This window comes from Asticcacaulis aquihabitans (assembly GCF_032490435.1).
Classification (GTDB): domain Bacteria; phylum Pseudomonadota; class Alphaproteobacteria; order Caulobacterales; family Caulobacteraceae; genus Asticcacaulis.
In genome coordinates, this window is the sequence record NZ_JAVGWM010000004.1 from 165324 (window position 1) to 187010 (window position 21687).

Sequence of the window (21687 nt, forward strand, 5' to 3'; positions counted from 1 at the left end):
CTTATACAATGGCATCACCCCTCAAGGTCGTCATCCTCGGCGGCGGGACGTCTGGCTGGATGTGCGCGGCCGCTCTGTCCGCCATCCTGAAGCCGGGGATGCCGAGCAGCGTGCTTGACCTGCGATTGATCGAATCGGCGGACATCGGCACGGTCGGCGTCGGTGAGGCAACCTTGCCCCATATCAAAGAATTCAACGACTTTCTCGGCATCAACGAAGCCGAGTTCATGCGTAAGACCAAAGCGACATTCAAGCTGGGCATCGAGTTCCGCGACTGGGGTCAGGTCGGCAACAGCTACATCCACCCATTCGGGACCTTTGGTCAGACCCTGGCCGGCGTGGAGTTTCAGCACTACTGGACGCGCGCCCAGGCCTTGGGCGAAGCGGCGTCGATCGAAGACTATTCCTACGCCATCCAGGCCGCGCGAGGCCAGAAGTTCGATTTCCCATCGGAAGACAAGGAATCGATCAAATCGACCTTTTCCTATGCCTATCATTTCGATGCCGGCCTTTACGCCGCATTCCTGCGCGAATTTGCCGAAGCACGGGGGCTTAAACGTACCGAAGGCAAGGTCGAAACCGTTGTTCTGAAACCGGACAGCGGTGATATCGCCAGCCTGACCCTGGCGTCGGGGGAGGTGATCGAAGGCGACCTGTTCATCGACTGCTCCGGTTTCCGCGGCCTATTGATTGAAGAGCACCTGCACGCCGGCTGGGAAGACTGGTCGCGCTGGTTGCCATGTGACCGCGCCCTGGCGGTGCCGAGCGAGCGCACAGGCGACTTCCCTTCGTATACCCGTTCGACCGCCCTGTCCGCCGGCTGGCAGTGGCGTATTCCGCTCCAGCACCGGACTGGCAACGGTTATGTCTACAGCAGTGCCTTCATCAGCGATGACGATGCCCAAAAGGCCTTGCTGGCCAATCTCGACGGTGCGGCCCTGATGGACCCCAAGCCACTCCGCTTCAAGGCCGGCCGTCGCAAGAAATCCTGGTACAAGAACTGCCTGACCATCGGTCTGTCGTCTGGCTTCCTCGAGCCGCTCGAATCGACCAGCATCTATCTGGTTCAGATCGCGGTCCAGACCCTGATTGCCCTGTTTCCGTCCAGTAAGCCGGGTGAACCGATCGACGACAAACTGGCGGATGAATTCAACCGCCTGATCGATATCGAATACGAACGGGTGCGCGACTTCCTGATCCTGCATTACCACGCCAATACACGCACGGACTCAGCGCTGTGGGACTATGTCCGACATATGAGCGTGCCCGACAGCCTGACGCACAAGATCGAACAGTTCAAACGGCGCGGCTATGTGAAAAAATATCGCGACGGCCTGTTTTCACCGCCGTCCTGGCTTGCCGTCTTCATCGGTCAGGGCGTTGTCCCGCAAGGCTATGATCGGATGGCCGATGCGATGGACGATGCCAGTGTGATCGAGAAACTGGCCGATATGCGGGCGCGTATCCGTGCCAATGTCGACGCCATGCCCGATCACGCGGATTTTGTCCGTGACTATTGTTTTGTCCCGCCCGCAAAAGTCATGGCTGAGGTGTCGAAATGAGTGCGCATAAGATCGATAAGGTCGTGATTTGCGGCCGCGACGCAGCGGCGTGGTTGGCGGCCAATGCCTTGTTGCGCGCCTTCGGTCGCAGCGGCCTGACGGTGGAAGTGGTTGAGTTGCCAAGCCTGTTGCGATCTCACGACGTGCTCAGCAGCCTGCCGCCGCTGGAGGCCTTTCATCGCCTGCTTGGCTTAGATGAATACGCCTTGATGAAGGCGACTGCGGCGACCTTCAGCCTGGGGCAGAGCTTTGTCAATTTCGCGCGATCGGCGGCGCCCTTCTTCCATGGCTATGGTGGTCATGGCGCCCCCATCGCCGGCCAGCCCTTCATGCCGTTCTGGATCAAGGCGCGGCAAGCCGGCATGAATGTCGCGCTTGAGGACTTTTCTCTGACCGCAGCGGCGGCAAAGCAGGGACGGTTTTTCCTGCCGACAGAAGCCTACAGCGTGTTTGGCCGCACCGACTATGCCTATCACCTCAAGGCCAGGCCCTATGTGCAGTTGCTGAAAACCCATGCCTTGCGTCGCGGGGTGACGGTTCACTCAGCGCGTTTCGTCACAGCCCGCCTCGATGACGCCGGCGCGATTCGTGCGGTGGTGCTGCCGGATGGCAGCGAAGTCGCGGGTGATCTCTTCATCGATGCCTCGGATGCCGAAAGCACCTTGCTGGGGGATGCCTTGGGTGTGCCGTTCGACAGCTGGCAGGCGTGGTTCCCAGGCAATCGCGTCCTGACCGTCGCGGGCGAGCGGTTACGCAGCCTGCCACCCTATGGTCAGGTGCGTGCCCTGTCGAACAGCGTCTTGCACCTGGCGCCTGTGCAGGACCAAACGGGGGTGCAGCATGTCTTTAATGACGCGACCTCGACCGATCAGGAAGCCCTGGAAGCAGCGGCGTTGATTTCAAACCTGCGTCTGGCGCCTGACGCCGTTGTGTCGCCCTTGTCTGTCGGGCGGCGCACTTCGTCCTGGGTCAAGAACTGCATCGCGCTCGGTGAAGCGGCCTGCGTGCTCGACCCGATCGACAATGCCAGCCTGCATACCGTCCAGCTCGGCCTGGCGCATCTGATCAACCTGTTCCCGCTTGATCGCCATGTCGAGACGGAGGCTTATGAATACAACACCCAGATGGGCAATGCGTTCGACCGTATCCGCGACTACCAGATCGGCCATTACAAGCTCAATCGTATCGAAAACCAACCCATGTGGGATTCCTTGCGCGACATGGCGGTCCCGGAAACGCTGGCTTACAAGATCGATCTGTTCAAGGCGCGCGGTACGGTCGCCATATATGAAGAAGAAACCTTCGAAACCGATGACTGGCTGGCCCTGTTCACCGGCCACGGCCTGATCCCTCGCGGCTACGACCCCGCCATCGACCTGGTTCCGACCGAACAGGCCGTGCCGCAGTTCCAGCGTATGCTGGGCTATATCAAGGCGCAGGTGCAGGATATGAATTCGCATGACGCCTTCCTGGAAATGCACGCCTCCAAGGATTTTGCCTGAATGGATGACCGGATACGCAGGCTCGTCATTGTGGGGGGCGGTACGGCCGGATGGATGACGGCGGCGGCGTTCGCCAAGATACTCGGGACCGTCAACTATGACATTGTCCTGGTCGAATCCGAAGACATCGGCACGGTTGGGGTCGGCGAAGCGACCATTCCGCAAATCCGCACCTTTAACGATCTGCTGGGCATAGACGAGAATACGTTCGTGCGCGAAACCAATGGCACGTTCAAGCTCGGCATCCACTTCGTTGACTGGAAGCGTCCAGGGGAGAGCTACATTCACCCGTTCGGCCTCTATGGCGTCGATATGGACGGTATTCCCTTCACCCACTTCTGGCATCGTCTGGCCAATATGGGGGGGAATGGCGACTGGGGGCGCTTCAACGCCGAAACCATGGCCATGCGGGAAAACAAGTTTACCCGCATCCCGAAGGGCGACGCATCGGGATTGCCTCAAATCAACTATGCCTATCAATTCGATGCCAGCCTTTATGCCGCTTTCCTTCGCCGCTACGCCGAGGCGCGTGGCGTCACGCGACGGGAAGGCCGAATTGTCCGTGTCGATCAGGCGCCGGAATCGGGCAACCTCACCGCGCTTCATCTGGAGAACGGTCAGTCGATTGCCGGCGATTTCTTCATCGATTGCTCAGGCTTCCGCGGTCTGCTGATCGAACAGACGCTGAAATGCGGCTATGAGGATTGGAGCGAATGGCTACCCTGCGACCGCGCGGCCGCCGTGCCATCGGCCAAGCCTGACGGGCCGATCACGCCCTATACACGCTCAACCTCGCGCGAGGCGGGATGGCAATGGCGCATCCCGCTCCAGCACCGGACGGGTAATGGCTATGTTTTCTGTTCGGAATTCATCAGCGAGGATGAAGCCTGCGAAAAGCTTCTGACACGGCTGGACGGCGCCCCGCTGAAGGACCCGAAGGTGTTGCGTTTCACCACGGGGCATCGCCGTAAGATGTGGCACAAAAACGTGGTCGCTTTCGGCCTGGCTTCCGGCTTCCTTGAACCGCTGGAATCGACCTCCATTCACCTCGTCCAGGCAGGCATCGCCAAGCTGCTGGCGCTATTCCCCCGTACCGGCATAGCCCAAAGCGTCGTCGATCAATATAACCGGGAAACGATCGCCGATTATGTCAACGTCAAGGACTTCCTGATCGCCCACTACAAGGTCACGGAGCGTGAGGACACGCCTTTCTGGCGACGGTGCAAGCATATGAGCGTTCCCGACAGCCTGACGGCGCGTCTGGAGACCTTCCGGGCCACCGGGCAAGCCGCCGCTCAGCAATGGGAGCTGTTCAAGGAGGTGAGCTGGTTCTCGGTTCTGGCGGGCCAGGGGCTGATGCCGGGGGATTACCATCCGGTCGCCGATGTCATTTCCGACGACGACCTGAGGCAACGCCTCGGGCGCCTGCGCAGCCAGGTCGATCAGCGCGTCAAGGGCATGATGTCCCATGATGACTATATCGCCAAATTCTGCGCGGCGCCAAAAGCCGCTTAGAGCCAGACTTTCGGCGCCCCTTCCGGAAAGTGCTTTACCGTCTGAGCGCGGCTTCCAGCTTGTCCAGTCCTTCGTCTAAGATCTCATCCGAGGCAGTCAGTGGCGCCAATAGCCGGATCGTGTTGCCATAGACGCCGCAGGACAGCAGGATCAGGCCGTGTTCCTGCGCCTTAAGGCATACCGCCTTGGTTGCCGCGGCATCGGGCGTATGGCCGCCTGGCTCGGTGACGATATCGAAGGCAATCATGGCCCCCAATCCGCGCAGGGCCGATATCGGCACACTGTCGTTCCGCTGGCTGATGCTTTCGATACGGGCCTTCAGCCGTGTCCCCTGACGGTTGGCGGCGTCGAGCAGAGCTTCCTCCTCGATAACATCTAATACGGCCAGCGCGGCAGCGCACGCCACCGGGTTGCCGCCATAGGTTCCGCCGAGTCCGCCGGTCACCGGTGCATCCATTACGTCGGTGCGCCCCACGACGCCGGACAGCGGATATCCGCCGGCCAGTGATTTGGCCATGGTCATAAGGTCCGGCTTGACGTCGTAATTTTCCATGGCGAACAGCTTGCCGGTCCGGCCAAAGCCGGTCTGAACTTCGTCAGCGATCAGCAGGATGCCGTGATCGTCGCAGATTTTCCGCAAGGCGCGCATAAGTTCTGGCGGTGTGATGAGGAAGCCGCCTTCGCCCTGCACCGGCTCGATGATGATGGCCGCCACGGCGTCAGGCGCGATGTCGGCCTTAAACAGGTAATCTAGCATTTTCAGCGTATCGGCGGTGTCTATACCGGACGCTTCGACGGGGAAGGGCAGGTGATAGACGCCGGGTTGCTGCGGCCCCAGGTCCTTCTTGTACGGCACCACCTTGCCTGTCAGCGCAGACGTGAGTGCCGTGCGTCCATGAAAGCCGCCGGTAAAGGCGATGACGCCGTCGCGGCGCGTGGCGCAGCGCGCGATCTTCACGGCATTTTCCACCGCCTCGGCGCCGGTGGTGAACAGGACGGACTTGGCCGGCCCATCGATCGGGGCCAGGGCGTTGAGCCGTTCGCACAGGGCGATATAGGATTCGTACGGCACGACCTGAAACGCGGTATGGGTAAAGGCGTCCATCTGTTTCAGCGCGGCGGCCTGGACCTTCGGGTGGCGATGGCCGGTATTGAGAACGGCGATCCCGCCGGCGAAATCGATGAAGCGGTTGCCGTCGGCATCCCACAACTCGGCGTTTTCAGCGCGGGCGGCGTAAAGCGTGGTGGCATGGCCTACGCCGCGCGGCACGGCGGCGGCCCGGCGGGTGGCGAGATCGGCATTATGGGTCATGATAAGGCTCCGCGAAGTTTAGCGAAGAGTACATATTGTGATCACAATTTGCCAGTTGAATTTGACGGCGACTGTGTCTTGTCTGTCGTTATGGACCCCCTTGTTGAAACGGTTATTCTCCTGCACGGCACGGGTCGCTCCCCGCGCAGTTTGGCTGCGCTCGAGAAGCGGCTGACTGGGGCTGGCTATTCGACGTGCAACCTGGCCTATCCCTGGCGAGACAGGGATATTGCCGGCCTTGCCCACTTTGTCGCCGATGCGCTCAAAGCGAAAGGTCTGACGGGGCCGACGAACAAATTGCACTTCGTCACCCATTCTATGGGCGGTCTGGTGGCGGCCTACCTGCTCGGCACACAGCGGGATCGTCTGGCTGCGGCGATCGGCCGCGTGGTTATGCTGGGGCCGCCGCTGGGCGGAAGCGAAGTCGCTGACGCCTTGTGCAAACTGCCGATGTACAGGTGGATGTATGGGCCTGCTGGACAGGACCTCGTCACTACCTCTGGCCTTCTCGATAATATCCGCCCCGACTATCCGCTGGGTATTATAGCGGGGACGGTAGGCTGGCCATATCTGTCCGGACTGATATTCATCCGTGAAGCAAACGACGGCCGCGTATCAGTGGCGCGGACGCGATGGGACGGTATGGCGGACCATCTGATCATGCCCGTGACGCACAGTTTCATGCCGACGTCTCCCCATGTCCAGGCTCAGGTCCTGCACTTCCTGCAAACGGGCACTTTCAGACGGCCCTGAAACAAAAAAACGGAGCGGTTGTGAGGGGACACAAACCGCTCCGCCATTTCAGGACCTGCCGGGGAGAAGGTCCCGAAATTTGGTCCGCCTGATCAGTGGACGTTGGACATGTCGACTGGCCCCTTGGGACGCGGGATCGTCCAGACGAGGAGGGCGCAACACAGGAACAGCACCGCGGCCCCCATGAAGACCTCATTGGTGGACAGCATGAGAGCCTGACCGCTGACCAGCCGGTCGAGAATGCCAAGCGCCGCACCTGGGTTCACGCCATGCTGGACCAGGGTTTGCACCGATTGATTGGCGTCCAGTCCGCTGACGATTGCAGCGCGGTTGGACGTGGCATTGTTTTCCCAAATCGTGGCGACCAGGGAGGTCGCAACGGCGCCAGCCATGGTGCGGATAAAGTTCTGCAGGCCGGCGGCATTAGCGGTTTCCTCCACCTTCACCGACCCCATCGATATTTGCAGCAAGGGCATGAAGAAGAAAGGCATGCCTGCGCCTGTAAGGAAGATGAGGAAGGCGATCTGGCCGAAACTCATATCCATATTGGACAGACCGCGGATGAAAGTGATCAGGGCCAGCCAACCGACACCGAAGAAGATGAGACGACGCGGATCGATCTTGACGGCTAGTTGCGCGGCAATGGGCGCAGCAAAAATCGCCAGGATACCGACCATACCGGTGGCATTGCCCGCCCACGATGCCGTCCAGCCCAGGTTATTCTGTAGCCATAGCGGACCGATGACATTGATGGCGAAGAAGGACCCAATCATCAACGCCATGCACACCATGGCGATGGAAAACCCCCTGTGCCGGAAGACGCGCAGGTCCACAATGGGATTAGAGTCTGTCAATTCCCAGATCAGGAAAGCGATGAATCCCAGTACGGCGACAACGGCCAAGGTGACGATAAAGGGTGATGAAAACCATTCATGCTCCTTGCCCAGGTCGAGCATGATCTGCAAGGCACCGACCCACAGGACCAGAAGCGCCAGACCGACCACGTCGACGCGCGCTTTGACGGTGCGTGTTTCCTGGCTGAGCAGCACACGCCACACGAGGAAGCCGGCACCAATGGCAACAGGCACATTGACCAGGAAGATCGAACCCCAGCCGAAATTATCGCACAGGGTGCCACCTAGCACCGGGCCGGCCACCGGCGCGACGAGGGTGGTAATGGCCCAGATCCCCATGGCCGCCGGTTGCAGTTTTTTCGGGAAGATAGTGAGGAGAAGGGTCTGAGACAGCGGCATCAAAGGTCCGCCGCAGAATCCCTGAAGGATACGGGCGACAACCAGGATTTCCAGGGACGGCGAAATGCCGCACAGGAAAGAGGCAAGGCCGAACCCGACCAAAGCGACCGAAAAGGTGCGGACCGTGCCGAACCGCATCGCCAGCCATCCGGTCAGGGGTACGGAAATGGCCTCCGCCACGGCGTAGGAGGTGATGACCCAAGTGCCTTGCGAGGTCGAAACGCCAAGCGCACCGGCGATATTGGGCACCGAGACGTTGGCGATGGACACATCGAGAATAGCCACGAAATTGGCCATGGCCAGAAGGATACCGCACAGCCAGAGCGTCAGCCCTGTCAACGGTACGGGTTCCTTATAGGTCGGGTCTGAGGCGGCGGTGGAAGCGGACATGGTCGCAACTTTCCGATGACGTTGATATACAAGGGTCGCAGGCTACGCGCCGGGCGGGGTCCGCCGGGTTTCGAACGTGCAGCCTCAGTCCCCGTTACCCGGCCCCCGTTATCGTGCGAAGGGCCGAGGGGCGGGAAGGGGTAGTCGAAACATACGCATTCGCTGGTCAGGTCTAGTCGTTGACGCTGATCGTCGCCTTCATGCTCATGCCGACGCGCAGCGGGTGTTGTTTGAGCTCAGTGGGGTCGAGTGCGATGCGGACGGGCAGGCGCTGGACCACCTTGATCCAGTTGCCGGTAGCGTTCTGGGCCGGGATGATGGCGAAGGCCGAGCCGGTGCCACCACTCAGGCCGGCCACCTTGCCATGGAACTTTATACCGCCGCCATAGGTGTCGGCGGTCAGCAGGACTGGCTGGCCGATGCGCACCTTCTTGAGCTGCACTTCCTTGAAGTTGGCGTTCACATAGGCGTTTTCAATCGGCACAATGTTCATCAGCACCTGGTTGACCTGAACGCGTTGGCCGATTTCGACGGTGTTCTTGGCGATGACCCCGGAAATCGGCGCGCGGATGACGGTGCGGTCGAGGTCGTTCTGGGCCTGCTCGACCTTGACGCGGGCGGCAACCACTTCAGGATTGTCGCCACGGTCGACACCAGAAATCAGCGCGCCATTGGCAGCGCGTTGACCCTGAGCTGCCAGCGCCTGGGCGCGGGCGCTGTTCAGCGCGGCTTGGGTCTGGTCGACCGTTGTCTTCGCATTTTGCAGATCTTCGCCCGACACGGCGCCAATGGCGACCAGGCTCTTGCGATCGTTATAAGCCTTCACGGCATTATCGTAGGCCGCCTGAGCATTGGCGACCTGGGCCGTCGAGGCGTCGGCCTGAGCCGCCAGCGTCGTATCATTTTCGTAATAGGTGCCGACCTGGCGCTCGACCTGGTCGAGTTGGGCCTTGGCGGACGCCAGCGCCAGGCGGGCGTCGGTGTCATCGAGCACGACCAGTACGTCGCCGGCCTTGACGGCTTGGGTTTCGATAATGTTCGAGGATTTGACCGGCGCCGAAATCTGGGCTGTGACGGCGGCGGAACTGGCATCGACATAGGCGTTGTCGGTTTCGACCGATTTGCCGCCTTCGATCAGCGTATAGGCGCCGAAGGCCAGACCGGCCAACAGGACGACGCCGCCGAAAATGAGAAAGAGCGGACCGCGCGCCCGGGAGGACGTGGGCGGCTTACTGCCACCATTCGGGCCACTGGCACCGGGAACGGGTGGGGCGTTGTTTTGCGGGGCCGCATCGGGGGAGGATTGATCGGACATGGGCTAAAACTCAGTTTTGGGATTGGTAGCCGCCGCCAAGCGCGGCGATAAAAGCGATGCGATCACGATAGGCTTGCGCCTTTAGATCTGTAATTTCATTTTCGACCGATATGACGCGGGCATGGGCGCTGATCACATCTATTTTCGTAGCCAGTCCCTTACCGAAGCGGGCTTTGGACAGCTCGTAACTTTGCAACGCCGTATCGTGACGGCCTTGCGCGGCGGCCAGCTCCCCGGTCGTGGACTTGGTGCGCCCGGCGGCGTCGGCGACTTCGCGCAGGGCGGTCGTCAAGGTCTGGTCATAGGTGGCGACGGCGGTGTTGTAATCCGCCTCATATGATCGGTAACTGGCGTTCAGGCGCTTCTGATGAAATAGCGGCAGGCTGATGGCCGGACCGAACGATCCGAAATTCGAATCCGATTGTCCGAAATATTGCAGGCCGAGCGCTTCGCGGCCCCAGGACAAAGACAGATTGAGGTTCGGATAATAGTCAGCCTTGGCGTATTTGATACCCTGGCCGGCGGCTTCGACACGAAGGCGGGCGGCGACCACATCCGGGCGGCGACCGATCAGGTCAGCGGGTACGTTGCCGGGCAAGGTGGTGATTTCACTGGGTGCCAGTTGTGGCCGTGAAATGGACAGGCCGCGATCCGGCCCGGCCCCGACGAGAGCGGCGATCAGGTTATCTTGCAACCGTATGGCTCCATCGACATTGGCCAGACGGCGGTCAAGCTGCTGCTGGTCGTCGCGTGCCGATAGGAGCGTGTCCTTGGGCTCGAGATTGTGATCAGCGCGCGCCTGATACAGATCAAGTTTCGTGGCGGCGCCACGTTTCAACTCGGTGAGTTCGTCGCGCGTCTCATAAAGACGGTTCAGTTCGACATAGGCGTTGGCGACGGCCACGGCCAGATTCTGGCGCACCACTTCGCGTTCGATGTCAGAGGCCTTCGCCTGACCGATGGCACCTTTCAGCGCCGCGCGGCTCTTGCCCCAAAGATCGATATTATAATTGGCGTCTAGGGTGATGCGACCGAGCGGCAGGACGCCTTGGGGCAGAAGAGTCTTGAATTCCGCCGGGTAGCCCATGTTCAGGCTCTGCTCTGTGGCTGTGACCGAGCCGTTGAGCGTCAGGTCGGGATCGAGCGCCGATTTGACCTGGGACTGGGTGGCCAAAGCCTTGTCCAGACGGGCTTGAGCCGCCAGCAGGTCGGGAGAGCCGGCGAAGGCTTCATCGACCAAGGTGTTCAACTGCGTATCGTTAAACCCCTTCCACCATTCTCGGGCCGGCCACTGACCGTTTTCGGACGCCAGGCTCTGGGTCGCGGCCAGATCGCTGCGCGGTGTAATGGTGTGAGAGGCGGGAACAGACGCACAGGCCGTCAGTACGGCCCCAGCGGCAACAAGTGCGCTCAGGCTGACCGCTTTCCGCACGGAAAGGGGGCTTTTATGGGAAGCAGGGGAGTGCATAGGGGGAGGTCCTGAAACACAAAAAGGTGAACCGTACTGTACAGTCTGCTTTCTTTGCGCTACACTCCAACTCAAGTCAAGTACGAACTGTACAGTATGGTACAAATTTTTATGGAATTGCCAATCACTAATTTTCCTGACGCGCCAGAATTGAAGGACTCCCTGAAAGAGTCCGCGCATACGAAGGACCAGCCGTCCTTCAAGGACCAGCGCCGCGACCGTATAATCCAGGTGGCGCGCAGCGTATTCTACGAAGTCGGCTATGCTGGCGCCAGCATGTCGATGATCTCGAACCGCCTCGGTGGATCGAAAGCGACGCTTTACGCCTATTTCAACAGCAAAGAAGAGCTGTTTGAGGCGATTGTGCGCGAACAGTGCGGCGAAATGGCTGCTCTGTTCCAGCGCCACATCGGTTCTGATGACCTGCGCTCCAGCCTGACGGTTATGGCGCGCCAGTTGATGGGCGCTGTCATGTCGGACGGCGTTATCCGCACTATTCAGTTGGTCGTCGAGGAGAGCTACCGGAATCCGCACCTGTCCGAGATGTTCCATAATGTGATCCAGAGTCAGGGACGTGATAATTTGATCGGTCTGCTTCAGGCGGCGCACGACAAGGGACAGATCGACGCGCCGAATATTGCCGAAGCGACTATGGTGCTCAAAAGTCTGCTCTTCGGGGACTGTCATTTCAAACGCATCATGAATCTGGCGCCGGAGCCGACCGAGGGGCAACTGCATCGCCAGATCGACCTGGCCGTCGATGTCTTCATGACCTATTACGGCCGCCCCACGGACTGACGCGCGAGCCGCGGGACATTTAGCCAGGCCGTCGAAGGGGCGGGCCGCGCGGTCGATTGCATGCGCGGTGGCGGCCATGTCCTGTCTGTGCATTTGCGCCTTCCGCTAGGTTCGCCTCCTTATCAGGCGGGCGCATGTCAGCGTACGTCAGCAGCAATTCGAATTGTTTACTAATGTGTAAATCTTTGTGGTTAGCGTCGATTCGTTTTTAGAGGTTAGCCTATGGCCCGTTCGTCCGACTCGTCTGCGTTTCCGACCGATAAACAGGCCGCGGTGACGGGGCGTGATGGAGACCTGAAGGCCCTGTGCGCGTCCGTTTGTACTCTTGCGGCGGCCATTTTTGACCTGCCCATAGTGTTTCTCAGGCTTACGGACGGACCGGTGGCCGCCGTTGGGATAGACAGTGGACGACTGGACCATTTTGCCTTTGTCGAACGCGTGCTGGATGGGCCGCTCATCGTCGCCGACGCCACCCGCGACAGCCGGTATTTTCTGGAAACCACGGTCCTGCGTGCGCCGCACATCCGCTTTTATGCTGACATGCCGCTGGTGCACGATGGCCGCGTGCTCGGTGTTATCGGTCTCGCCGAGCCCTCGCCGCGCCACGATTTCGATGTCCGCAAACTGGCCTTGCTCGAGGCATTCGCCGGTCATGCGGCGAAACTGTTATACTTGGCTGGACGCGCCCGCCAGCAGACGGACCTGATCGCCGAATTGCAGGCCCGCCAGGCACGCCTCGATTCCGATATGACCGGACTGGGTTACTGGAAGATCGATCTGAATACGCGGGATGTGATCTGGTCCAGTGGTTTTTACGCCATCCTGGGTTTGACGCCGGAAACCTATACGCCGACGGTGGCGGCCCTGCTTGATATCTTTGAGCCGGAAGACCGGTCTATGCTTATCGAGCGCCTGCAGGCCTCGGTTAATGATGGCCAGGATTTCGACGTTCAGCTTAACGTCCTGAATCGTAAGGATCACATCGCCCGGCGCATTCGTATGCGCGGGGGTGTTGAATCGGACACATCGGGTGTACCGGTGCGATTATGCGCCGTCGTTCGCGACCTGAGCGTGACGGCAACGCCGCTGCGCGACGTCAGTACGGCAAAGGATGAATTCCTGGCGCATGTGACGGACGAGCTGCGCCGGCCCCTGAATGATATTGTCGGCTATGCCCGCCTGCTCGACACCAAGGCGCAGCTTAATCCGGACATCGCGACCTATACGCACGACTTGCTGCAATCGGCGGAGACCTTGCAGAAGACGCTTGGGCGGCAGGGGCTGACCGCTGCACCCATCGTGCCCGAGGCAAGCGTAGGCAGCGCCGCGGATGACGAGATTATCGACGTTACCGACCTGATCCGCGAGGTGGTAAATGCGTTTACGGAACAGGCGGCGCGCAATCACACACGGCTTGGCGTGCATTTCAGCGACTTTACCCATACGACAGCACGCATGGATGTCATGCGCGTCCAGCAGGTTCTGCAAAACCTGATCTCCAATGCCTGCAAGTTCACACAAGGCGGCGTAATTACCGTCACCGCGCGCCAAGTGACGACGCAAAATCCGAACAGCCAGATGCCTGAAACCCATCTCCCTGAAGACCATCTCCACGTCAGCGTACGCGACACCGGCGTTGGCATGAGTGACGAGCAGTCGGCGGGTCTGTTCAGCGGCCGCACGCGCGGGCTGGGCCTGTCCATCACCAAGACGATCGTCGAGATGCTCGGTGGCCAGATCGGTGTGACGTCTCGGCCGGGAGACGGCACAACCGCCTGGTTCGAAATTCCGGTCGCCTGGACGGCCCCCTTGCCGCTCGCGCGTGATCCCAAGGCCACCCCGATACCGAGCACTCTGGCCCGCGAAAGCTTCGGCGTCCCGTCCGAGCCGCGGCCGGCCGCCGAAGCCCGCCGCCCCGCCTACGCGCCGATCCGGCCATCGCCGGAGGCCGTATTGCCCAAGGCGCATCCCCCTGTCGACGCGGATCGGATAAATCGCGAATATCTGCGTGCGCTTCTGGCCGACATGAAGCTGGACCTTTAATATCGCAATTGGGTCGAAATGACGCAGTCGGCGTTAAGCCGTATCTTAAGACTTGCCATCTACGGTGTATCCCGACGTAACCGTCCGGGGAGGCGGGATCACCACAGGTAAACGCATGATTGAGGATCTCAAGAGGCAACGCGACCGATACATTGCGTTTTCTCTGGCGGCAGCGGATCTGTTGATTGAGGTCGACACCCATTTTCGTATCGTCACTACCGTCGGTGCGACCCAGGCCCTGCTCAGCGGGCCGGTCGAAGACGTGATCGGACGCGACGTTTGCGACATCTTCGTTGCCAGCGATCAGGCCTTTGCCCGCCGTCTCCTGACCAAGGCTCAATCGATCGGCCGTATCGAACCATGCAGCCTGCAACTCAGTCAGCCACAAGGGCCCGCGCTCCAGGTCAATATGGGGGCATGCTTCCTGGGTAGCGGCGACAGCCACACCTTTATCAGCATTACCGTTCTGTCGGACGGTGTCATGATCGACGGCGAAGGCGGTCTGCTAAATCTCGATTCCTATCTGAAATTCGTCAGCAAGAAGATTGCTATCCAAGGCTACACCGCTCCGAAGGATCTGAAACTGGTCCGCTTAACCGGCTTGTCACGCGCCATGCGGGAACTGCCGGCGGAACAGGCCGACATGCTGATTGGTGAAATCGGCTCGGTGTTGCGTTCGCAATCCATGGCCGGCGCCGCCGCGGCGCAGCTCTCAGACGAGGCCTTCAGTTACATACCGTCTGCCAAGAGCGAAGCCGTATCTTCGGACGCCATTTCCAAAGATATTCAGGCAGCGGTGCGGGCGGTTGGCCTACCCGAAGACAGCCTGCGTCCAACCATGATGAATCTGGAGCTATCGATCGGCAATCTCGATCAAGATAGTATCGCCCGCGCCCTGCAATATACGCTTCAGGACTTCTGCAAGCCTGAACGCAGCCCGATCCATTCGCTGGCCCAGGGGCTCAAGGCCGCCATGGCCGAAACGGTCCAGCATTTCGACGATATCCGCGCGCTGATCGACAGTGACAGATACACCCTGTTCTATCAGCCGGTGGTCAATCTCGACGACCGCACGACACACCATTACGAAGCTCTGTTGCGTTTCGCCGATGGCCATAGGCCGTTCGACACCATTCGTCTGTCGGAGCAGCTGGGTCTAGTGCAGGATTTTGACATGGCTGTCGCGCGCAAGGCGATTGACACCTTGATCCAGCGGCCAGATGTAAAAATCGCCATCAACCTGTCCGGCCTATCCATTCAAAACGAAGCCTTCCGTGAAAATCTGCGTCATCTCGTCAGCCCGTTCAGGGATATCAGCGAGCGACTGATGTTCGAGCTGACCGAATCCAATACGATCGATGACATGGAGGCCGCCGGAACCTTCCTGCGTTGGTTGCGTCGCGGTGGATTCCATATCTGCCTTGATGATTTTGGATCCGGAGCAGCAACCTATTCATACCTGCGCAAGTTCGATTTCGATTTCGTCAAGATCGACGGCCCTTTTCTGCGTGAGGCCCGGGAAAATCCCCGTCAACGCGCGCTCATCCGTTCCATCAGCCACCTGTGCAAGGAACTGAACTCCCATGTCGTCGCGGAGATGATAGAGGACGAGTCCATGGCAAGGCTCTGCCAGGACCTGGGCATAGGCTTCGGTCAGGGCTATCACTTTGGCAAGCCAAAGCTCGAGATCGATACCCCGCGACCTATTTTGAACGGCAAGCGCAAGGGCGTCACGGAAACCTGGCGGTAGGCAGTTCGCGTAAGCGCCAGATTAGAGCTAAACTCCGGCGGAAAATTCATCGCCGGACATCTTGGTAGGTATGAAACCGAAAAACCTGATTTCGCTCATCCCCGTCCTTGCGCTTGTCGCGGGGCTCCCCGTTCACGCCCGTGACTACTGGTTCGGCGCCGACCTGTCCTATGTCAATGAGATGAAGGACTGCGGCGCGCGATACAGTTACGGCAGTCAAACCGACCCTTACGCGATCTTCGCCCGGTCAGGCCATAACCTGGTGCGCGTTCGCATATGGGTTGACGCCAAATGGACGCCCTATTCCAATCTGGCCGATGTCGAAAAGACCATCGCCGCTGCCAAGGCACAGGGGCAAAAGGTTCTGCTCGATTTCCACTATTCGGACGATTGGGCCGACGGTGGAAAGCAACTTGTGCCCGCCGCCTGGGCGGGCTTGAGTGACGATGACCAAGCCAAGGCGCTCTACCAATATACGCGTGACACCCTGAACACGCTCAAGGCCAAAAACCTGATGCCGGAAATGGTTCAGGTCGGCAATGAGACCAATGGTGAAATCCTGCGCACTCAGCCGGAGGAACATGTCGCGATCAATTGGGCGCGCAATGCTAAACTGTTCAATGCCGGCATCAAGGGCGTGCGCGATGCGTCCGCCGACAGTACAATAAAACCGGAAATTATGCTGCACGTCGCCCAGCCGGAAAACGTAGAACCGTGGTTCGAACAGGCCACGAAGGCGGGCGTAACCGGTTATGATATCATCGGTTTGAGCTATTACAGCAAGTGGTCGAAGGAAGACTTTTCCGGACTTTCAGAAACAATTCGCCGCGTCCATTATCGCTTTGGCAAGGCGGTGGTTGTTGTCGAAACCGGCTATGCCTTTACCGATGACGCCGCCGACAGCGCCCATAATCTGTTGGGTTCGGAATCCGCCCTGAAGGGCTATCCGGTAAGCCCGGCGGGGCAGGCGCTGTACATGCACGATATCATGCAACTGACGCTGGACGCGGGTGGACAGGGTGTTGTCTATTGGGAGCCGGCGTGGGTATCGACCAAATGCCGGACACGTTGGGCGCAAGGCTCCGATTGGGAAAATGCCGCCTTTTTCGATTATAAGGGCAAGGCCTTGCCGGTTATGAACTGGCCAAAGGCGTCCTATGTCTGGCCGGTGGAAACACGCTTTGCCGTGGCCAATAGGGGCCAGGCCGCGCAATATCTCAGCGGCGATTTTACCGGCGGCGTCCCGGTGGCCATGCGTAGGGAAGGCGGTCGTTTTGTCTATAGCGCCTGGCTACGCCCCGACAGCGATATCGTAGTCGGTCATGCCGACGCCGAGGCCGCGCTGGACACTGCCGAGGCGCTTCAAGTCAAGGTGCCCAAAACAGGGGGTGTGATTACGCTCCCTTGACCGGCGCGATTTAGCGCTTTAATTGTATGACAATAAAAACAGGGAACGCCATCATGCTCGATATGAACCGCCGCCACTTGCTGGCCAGCGCTGCCGCAACCTTTGCCGCCGTAAGCGCCGGCCTGCCCGCCCTGGCGCAAACCGTCGAAACCGGCCAGCGCCGCCGCCTGCGTTTCGACACTGGCTGGAAATTCGCCTTCGGTCATCTCAATGATGTCGAAAAAGACTTCGGATTCGGCGCCGATCTGCGGACCTATGCCAAGCAAGGGCCGGATGCGACGCCGATCGCAAAACCGGATTATGACGATTCGACGTGGCGCGGGGTAACCTTGCCGCATGACTGGGCTGTCGAACTGCCGTTCGTGCCGAATCCAAAGGCCGCAACCTTTAAGCCTGACGACCACGGCTCGGTCTGGGATCCGGCTGCCAATCACGGTTTCAAACCGCTGGGCCGCGACTACCCGGACACCAGCGTCGGCTGGTATCGCAAAACCTTCACACTTGACGCAAGCGATGCAGGCAAGCGCATCTCCCTGGAATTCGATGGCGTTTTCCGTAATGCCATGGTCATCGTCAACGGCTATATCCTGAAGGTCAACGACAGCGGCTATTCGCCGTTTCGCGTCGAACTGAATGACGTGCTGAATACGGACGATAAGCCCAATACGGTGCTGGTTCGCGTCGATGCCTCACTCGGCGAGGGTTGGTTCTACGAAGGCGCGGGCATTTATCGCCACGTCTGGCTGGTCAAGACAGATCCAGTGCATGTCCCGCAATACGGTGTCCGTGTCCGGGCGAAGACGGACGGCACGGTCGAAGTCGCAACGACGGTCAAAAACGACAGCGACCAGGCCCGCACCATCGATATTTTGTCAGGCATCCGCAGCCTGACGGGCGATGTCGTATCCGCCAATACGGCTCCGGCCTCCGTGACATTGGCGCCATGGAGCCAGTCAGTGGTTTCCGAGACAATTCAGGTGAGCGCGCCCAAGCTGTGGTCGCTCGAACAACCCAACCTTTACACGGTGACAACGACGTTGCGTGCAGATCAGACGGCTGTTGACCGTGTGTCCACGACCTTCGGTTTTCGCGATATCAGGTTCGATGCGAAAGAGGGCTTTTTCCTCAATGGCAAATCCGTCAAGCTGAAGGGCACCTGTAACCATCAGGACCACGCCGGGGTCGGCGCGGCCATCCCCGACGCGCTCCAGGTCTGGCGCCTGCAACAGCTCAAGGACATGGGCTGCAACGCCTATCGCACCTCGCATAATCCGCCGACGCCCGAACTGCTCGATGTCTGCGACCGCATGGGCATACTGGTCATCGATGAGACGCGGATGATGGCGTCGAGCGAGGAGGGGCTGGCCCAGTTGGAAACCCTCATCCTGCGTGACCGCAACCATCCCTCGGTTATACTATGGTCTATCGGCAATGAGGAGCCGCAGCAGGGGACTAAGCGCGGCGCCAAAATCGCTCGCACCATGAAGCGACTGTGCAATGATCTGGACCCGACACGTCTGGTCACGGCCGCCATGGACAATGGCTACGGCCAGGGGATTACCGAAGTCATTGACGTCATGGGCTTCAATTATCGCGATGGTGTAATCGACGACTTCCACGCAAAATTCCCCAACATGCCCATCATCGGTACCGAAACGGCGTCGACTGTTGCGACGCGCGGGGAATATATCAAGGACGACGCTGCTCATATCGTCCCGGCTTACGACACAACTGCGCCGTGGTGGGCGACGACTGCTGAAGGCTGGTGGCCGCATTTCGATGAAAAGCCCTACATTGCCGGCGGTTTCATCTGGACCGGCTTCGATTATCGTGGCGAGCCCACGCCCTATTCATCGTGGCCGAGCATTTCCTCGCAATTCGGCGCACTGGATACCTGCGGCTTCCCGAAGGATAACTACTGGTACTATCGCGCCTGGTGGCGGCCAGAGCCGCTTCTTCACCTCTTCCCGCACTGGAACTGGGAAGGCAAGGAAGGCCAGGACATTTCCGTCTGGGCACACAGCAACGCCGACGCCGTTGAGCTGTTCGTCAATGGCAAGTCAGCGGGTCGAAAGGCCGTGGTGAAGAACCGCCATGTCGAATGGACCGTGCCTTACCAGCCTGGAAAGATCGAAGCCTATGCCTACAAGGCCGGCAAGGTCATTCTTAAAGCCGCGCGCGAAACGGCCGGTGCGCCAGCGAAGGTCGTGCTGACAACCGACCGTACGGCCTTGAGCAATGACGGCATGGATTGCACGGTGATTAAGGCGGAAGTATTTGACGCCAAGGGCCGTCCCGTGCCGAAGGCTGACAGCCTTGTCCGCTTCACCGTATCCGGCCCGGGGGCGGTGATTGGTGTCGGCAACGGCAATCCGAACAGTCACGAAGCCGACAAGGCGTCTGAACGCAAGGCCTTCAACGGTCTCTGTTGCGCCATCGTGCAGGTCACCGGCGCGGGCGCAATCACCGTCACGGCCAGCGCGGATGGATTAGCCGGCGGGAAACTGGTCTTAAAGTCGGCCTAGATGGCAAGAACGCCTCCCGGGGGGGAGGCGTTCGGCTTTAACCCGTATTTCGGCGATCAGTATTTCGGCGCTTGGTCGCCCCACAATTTTTTGAGGGCGCCCGGGCGGCCGCACCCGATCACGTAGCGGTCGTAATGATCGCTATGGGTCTGCCAATAGTGCTGGTGGTAGGCCTCGGCCGGATAAAAGGGCAATCCGGTCTGTGTCGATTTGACGACGAGCGTATAGATCGGCTTGTTCAACTGCTTGCCGACAGCCTGCTTGGACGCCACGGCGGTGTTGTATTGCGCATCGGAAAAAGTGAAGACCGCTGTGCGGTAATTGTCACCCAGGTCGCAGATGACGCCGCGCGGATTGGTGGGGTCGGTTGAATGCCAGAAGGTATCGAGCAGTTGCTGGTAGCTGACCTTGTCCGGATCGTAGGTCACCTCGACGGCCTCCACATGACCTGTGCCGCCGCGCACCACGTCGTCATAGCTGGGAGATTTGACGCTCCCGCCCATGAAGCCAGCCCGCGTATTGGTGACGCCCTTGACATGGTCGAAGGCTTTCTGCGTGCTCCAGAAACAGCCGCCGGCAAATACGGCGACCTGACTATCCGCCGCCAGGGCATTGCCGGCCAGGCTCAGGGCCATCACGCCGGCCAGAACGACACGACCCAAAAAAGTGCGTTTCAACATGTGATGATCCTAGGCTGGAATGAATTTAAGCGCGACGCCGTTGTTGCAATACCGCTTACCGGTCGGCCGCGGGCCGTCATCGAACAGGTGTCCCTGGTGGCCGCCGCAGCGCGCGCAATGATATTCCGTGCGCGGATATCCGATAGCTAAGTCGGTCTTGGTTTGCAGGTGATCTGGGATTGCTCTGAAAAAGCTGGGCCAGCCGGTGCCTGAGTCATATTTGGCGTCTGAGTTGAATAGCGGCAGGTCGCAGCCCAGGCAGGCGAACGTACCCTTGCGATGCTCGTTAAGCAGAGGACTGGTGCCAGGGCGTTCGGTCGCTTCGTGGCGCAGCACATTATAGGCGGCAGGCGGCAAACGCTTTTTCCATTCGGCATCGCTGAGTTTAAGCGGCGCGACGGTTTCAGCCTGGCTCTGCGCGCAGCCGGCGGCGAGCGCGCCGGCGCCGACCAGGGTAAGAAAATGACGACGTAACATGAGTAACCTCCATGCGGGTTTACCTGTTATACGCCTGAAAATGGCTTTGGGTTACATCACGCCTGCAAAACTGCCAGGAGCGCCCGTTTTTCTGGCGTCAGGCTGTCCGGACGGACCATCAAGGCGTGTTTCAGGGTCTGACGGCGGGCTTCGTCGGTCGCGGGCAGGGGGCCGTTGAGCAGGGTGCGCAAAATCTGGCGAGCGACGCCTAAGCTGTCGCCGAAGCGTTTCATGATGGCGGCAATGCTGACATGATCGTTGGGATCGTCGCGCCAGCAGTCATAGTCGGTAATGATGGCCAAGGTGGCGTACGCTATCTGGGCTTCGCACGCCAGAAACACCTCCGGTACGTTCGTCATGCCAACCAGATCGGCGCCGAGCGCGCGCAGCATGTGGCTTTCTGCGCGGGTGCCCAGGCGGGGACCATCAACGCAGGCATAGGTCACATCGCCATGGAAGCTGTGGCCGCTGGCGACAACCGCGGCCGCTATCCAGGCCCCCAGATTAGGGCAGACCGGCTCGGCGGTGGAGATATGAGCGCTCAGCCCGCCGCCAAGAAAGGTTTTTTCCCGACGACCCTTTACCAGGTCGAGATATTGCGATGGGACAGCGAAATGGCCGGGGGCCAAGCCTTCGCGCAGTGAACCGACGGCGGATACCCCTAGGATCTGGCGGACGCCGAGGGCTTTGAGCGCGTAGATATTGGCGCGGTAATTGACCTCATGCGGTAGGTGCTGATGGTTGCGCCCGTGGCGCGCCAGGAAGAAGACGGTATGATCGCCATAGCGCGTTTCCAGTATCGGCGAAGACGGTGCGCCGAACGGCGTCATGACGTCATGGTCGCGGATCGTCTCCAGCGAATCGAGCGAGTAGAGGCCAGTGCCTCCGATAATGGCCAGCATGATGGGCCTCAGTCCTGAAAAGCGGCGCGGTTTA

Annotated in this window: 16 protein-coding genes; 9 read left to right on the forward strand and 7 right to left on the reverse strand. The window is 59.9% G+C overall.

All coding sequences use genetic code 11. The features are described from left to right. The first annotated feature begins 8 nt into the window (after positions 1-8). From RCJ00_RS15130 to RCJ00_RS15140, 3 genes are read left to right on the forward strand one after another with little or no spacing between them, the layout of a single operon-like run. The gene (locus RCJ00_RS15130) at positions 9-1562 is read left to right on the forward strand and encodes a tryptophan halogenase family protein (RefSeq protein WP_316222983.1); all 1554 of its coding nucleotides are present in this window, start codon (positions 9-11) and stop codon (positions 1560-1562) included. Beyond that, positions 1559-3064: a tryptophan halogenase family protein gene (locus tag RCJ00_RS15135; RefSeq protein WP_316222984.1), complete on the forward strand. Its 1506-nt coding sequence runs from the start codon at positions 1559-1561 to the stop codon at positions 3062-3064. Before RCJ00_RS15130 ends, RCJ00_RS15135 begins: the two co-directional genes overlap by 4 nt. Beyond that, the gene (locus RCJ00_RS15140) at positions 3065-4579 is read left to right on the forward strand and encodes a tryptophan halogenase family protein (RefSeq protein WP_316222985.1); all 1515 of its coding nucleotides are present in this window, start codon (positions 3065-3067) and stop codon (positions 4577-4579) included. A gap of 34 nt (positions 4580-4613) precedes the next feature. On the opposite strand, the gene gabT is transcribed toward RCJ00_RS15140, so the two are convergent. Then, complete coding sequence (gene gabT / locus RCJ00_RS15145; RefSeq protein ID WP_316222987.1) at positions 4614-5891, reverse strand: 4-aminobutyrate--2-oxoglutarate transaminase; 1278 nt, start codon at positions 5889-5891, stop codon at positions 4614-4616. A gap of 78 nt (positions 5892-5969) precedes the next feature. Here gabT and RCJ00_RS15150 point away from each other — a divergent pair, with 78 nt between their 5' ends. Beyond that, on the forward strand, positions 5970-6644 hold the full coding sequence (locus RCJ00_RS15150; protein ID WP_316222988.1) for an alpha/beta fold hydrolase: 675 nt from the start codon (positions 5970-5972) through the stop codon (positions 6642-6644). A gap of 92 nt (positions 6645-6736) precedes the next feature. Here RCJ00_RS15150 and RCJ00_RS15155 read toward each other — a convergent pair whose 3' ends face one another. From RCJ00_RS15155 to RCJ00_RS15165, 3 genes are all read right to left on the reverse strand, one after another. Continuing rightward, positions 6737-8287: a DHA2 family efflux MFS transporter permease subunit gene (locus RCJ00_RS15155; RefSeq protein WP_316222989.1), complete on the reverse strand. Its 1551-nt coding sequence runs from the start codon at positions 8285-8287 to the stop codon at positions 6737-6739. A 172-nt stretch (positions 8288-8459) separates the two neighbouring features. Further along, complete coding sequence (locus RCJ00_RS15160) at positions 8460-9602, reverse strand: HlyD family secretion protein (protein ID WP_316222990.1); 1143 nt, start codon at positions 9600-9602, stop codon at positions 8460-8462. Between the two features lie 10 nt (positions 9603-9612). Beyond that, positions 9613-11070 (reverse strand): efflux transporter outer membrane subunit, encoded by a 1458-nt coding sequence (locus RCJ00_RS15165; RefSeq protein ID WP_316222992.1) that lies wholly within the window; start codon positions 11068-11070, stop codon positions 9613-9615. A gap of 96 nt (positions 11071-11166) precedes the next feature. Between RCJ00_RS15165 and RCJ00_RS15170 the strand changes: the two genes are divergently transcribed. The 5 genes from RCJ00_RS15170 to galA all read left to right on the forward strand — a co-directional run bounded on the left by RCJ00_RS15170 (position 11167) and on the right by galA (position 19594). Then, the gene (locus tag RCJ00_RS15170; RefSeq protein WP_316222994.1) at positions 11167-11868 is read left to right on the forward strand and encodes a TetR/AcrR family transcriptional regulator; all 702 of its coding nucleotides are present in this window, start codon (positions 11167-11169) and stop codon (positions 11866-11868) included. A gap of 222 nt (positions 11869-12090) precedes the next feature. Beyond that, positions 12091-13911 carry a GAF domain-containing sensor histidine kinase gene (locus tag RCJ00_RS15175; protein ID WP_316222996.1) on the forward strand — a complete coding sequence of 607 codons (1821 nt, stop codon included), beginning with the start codon at positions 12091-12093 and terminating at the stop codon, positions 13909-13911. A gap of 115 nt (positions 13912-14026) precedes the next feature. Beyond that, a complete protein-coding gene (locus RCJ00_RS15180) occupies positions 14027-15661 on the forward strand; it encodes an EAL domain-containing protein (protein WP_316222997.1) in 1635 nt (544 codons plus the stop codon). A 70-nt stretch (positions 15662-15731) separates the two neighbouring features. Beyond that, positions 15732-17069 (forward strand): glycoside hydrolase family 53 protein, encoded by a 1338-nt coding sequence (locus RCJ00_RS15185; RefSeq protein ID WP_316222998.1) that lies wholly within the window; start codon positions 15732-15734, stop codon positions 17067-17069. A gap of 53 nt (positions 17070-17122) precedes the next feature. Continuing rightward, on the forward strand, positions 17123-19594 hold the full coding sequence (gene galA / locus RCJ00_RS15190) for a beta-galactosidase GalA (RefSeq protein ID WP_316223000.1): 2472 nt from the start codon (positions 17123-17125) through the stop codon (positions 19592-19594). A 56-nt stretch (positions 19595-19650) separates the two neighbouring features. On the opposite strand, the gene msrA is transcribed toward galA, so the two are convergent. The 3 genes from msrA to RCJ00_RS15205 are packed head-to-tail and all read right to left on the reverse strand — an operon-like array spanning position 19651 to position 21653. Further along, a complete protein-coding gene (gene msrA / locus RCJ00_RS15195; protein ID WP_316223002.1) occupies positions 19651-20274 on the reverse strand; it encodes a peptide-methionine (S)-S-oxide reductase MsrA in 624 nt (207 codons plus the stop codon). 9 nt (positions 20275-20283) lie between these two features. Beyond that, entirely contained in the window at positions 20284-20751 is a 468-nt protein-coding gene (gene msrB / locus RCJ00_RS15200) for a peptide-methionine (R)-S-oxide reductase MsrB (protein WP_316223004.1), read from the reverse strand. A 56-nt stretch (positions 20752-20807) separates the two neighbouring features. Beyond that, complete coding sequence (locus RCJ00_RS15205) at positions 20808-21653, reverse strand: MTAP family purine nucleoside phosphorylase (protein ID WP_316223006.1); 846 nt, start codon at positions 21651-21653, stop codon at positions 20808-20810. Positions 21654-21687: the final 34 nt, after the last annotated feature.

What these genes read in the sequence shown, in the direction of transcription:
- RCJ00_RS15130 (WP_316222983.1), top strand. Translation starts at nt 9, where the DNA reads ATGGCATCACCCCTCAAGGTCGTCATCCTCGGCGGCGGGACGTCTGGC.
- RCJ00_RS15135 (WP_316222984.1), top strand. Translation starts at nt 1,559, where the DNA reads ATGAGTGCGCATAAGATCGATAAGGTCGTGATTTGCGGCCGCGACGCA.
- RCJ00_RS15140 (WP_316222985.1), top strand. Translation starts at nt 3,065, where the DNA reads ATGGATGACCGGATACGCAGGCTCGTCATTGTGGGGGGCGGTACGGCC.
- gabT (WP_316222987.1), bottom strand. Translation starts at nt 5,891, where the DNA reads ATGACCCATAATGCCGATCTCGCCACCCGCCGGGCCGCCGCCGTGCCG.
- RCJ00_RS15155 (WP_316222989.1), bottom strand. Translation starts at nt 8,287, where the DNA reads ATGTCCGCTTCCACCGCCGCCTCAGACCCGACCTATAAGGAACCCGTA.
- RCJ00_RS15160 (WP_316222990.1), bottom strand. Translation starts at nt 9,602, where the DNA reads ATGTCCGATCAATCCTCCCCCGATGCGGCCCCGCAAAACAACGCCCCA.
- RCJ00_RS15165 (WP_316222992.1), bottom strand. Translation starts at nt 11,070, where the DNA reads ATGCACTCCCCTGCTTCCCATAAAAGCCCCCTTTCCGTGCGGAAAGCG.
- RCJ00_RS15170 (WP_316222994.1), top strand. Translation starts at nt 11,167, where the DNA reads ATGGTACAAATTTTTATGGAATTGCCAATCACTAATTTTCCTGACGCG.
- RCJ00_RS15175 (WP_316222996.1), top strand. Translation starts at nt 12,091, where the DNA reads ATGGCCCGTTCGTCCGACTCGTCTGCGTTTCCGACCGATAAACAGGCC.
- RCJ00_RS15180 (WP_316222997.1), top strand. Translation starts at nt 14,027, where the DNA reads ATGATTGAGGATCTCAAGAGGCAACGCGACCGATACATTGCGTTTTCT.
- RCJ00_RS15185 (WP_316222998.1), top strand. Translation starts at nt 15,732, where the DNA reads ATGAAACCGAAAAACCTGATTTCGCTCATCCCCGTCCTTGCGCTTGTC.
- galA (WP_316223000.1), top strand. Translation starts at nt 17,123, where the DNA reads ATGCTCGATATGAACCGCCGCCACTTGCTGGCCAGCGCTGCCGCAACC.
- msrA (WP_316223002.1), bottom strand. Translation starts at nt 20,274, where the DNA reads ATGTTGAAACGCACTTTTTTGGGTCGTGTCGTTCTGGCCGGCGTGATG.
- msrB (WP_316223004.1), bottom strand. Translation starts at nt 20,751, where the DNA reads ATGTTACGTCGTCATTTTCTTACCCTGGTCGGCGCCGGCGCGCTCGCC.
- RCJ00_RS15205 (WP_316223006.1), bottom strand. Translation starts at nt 21,653, where the DNA reads ATGCTGGCCATTATCGGAGGCACTGGCCTCTACTCGCTCGATTCGCTG.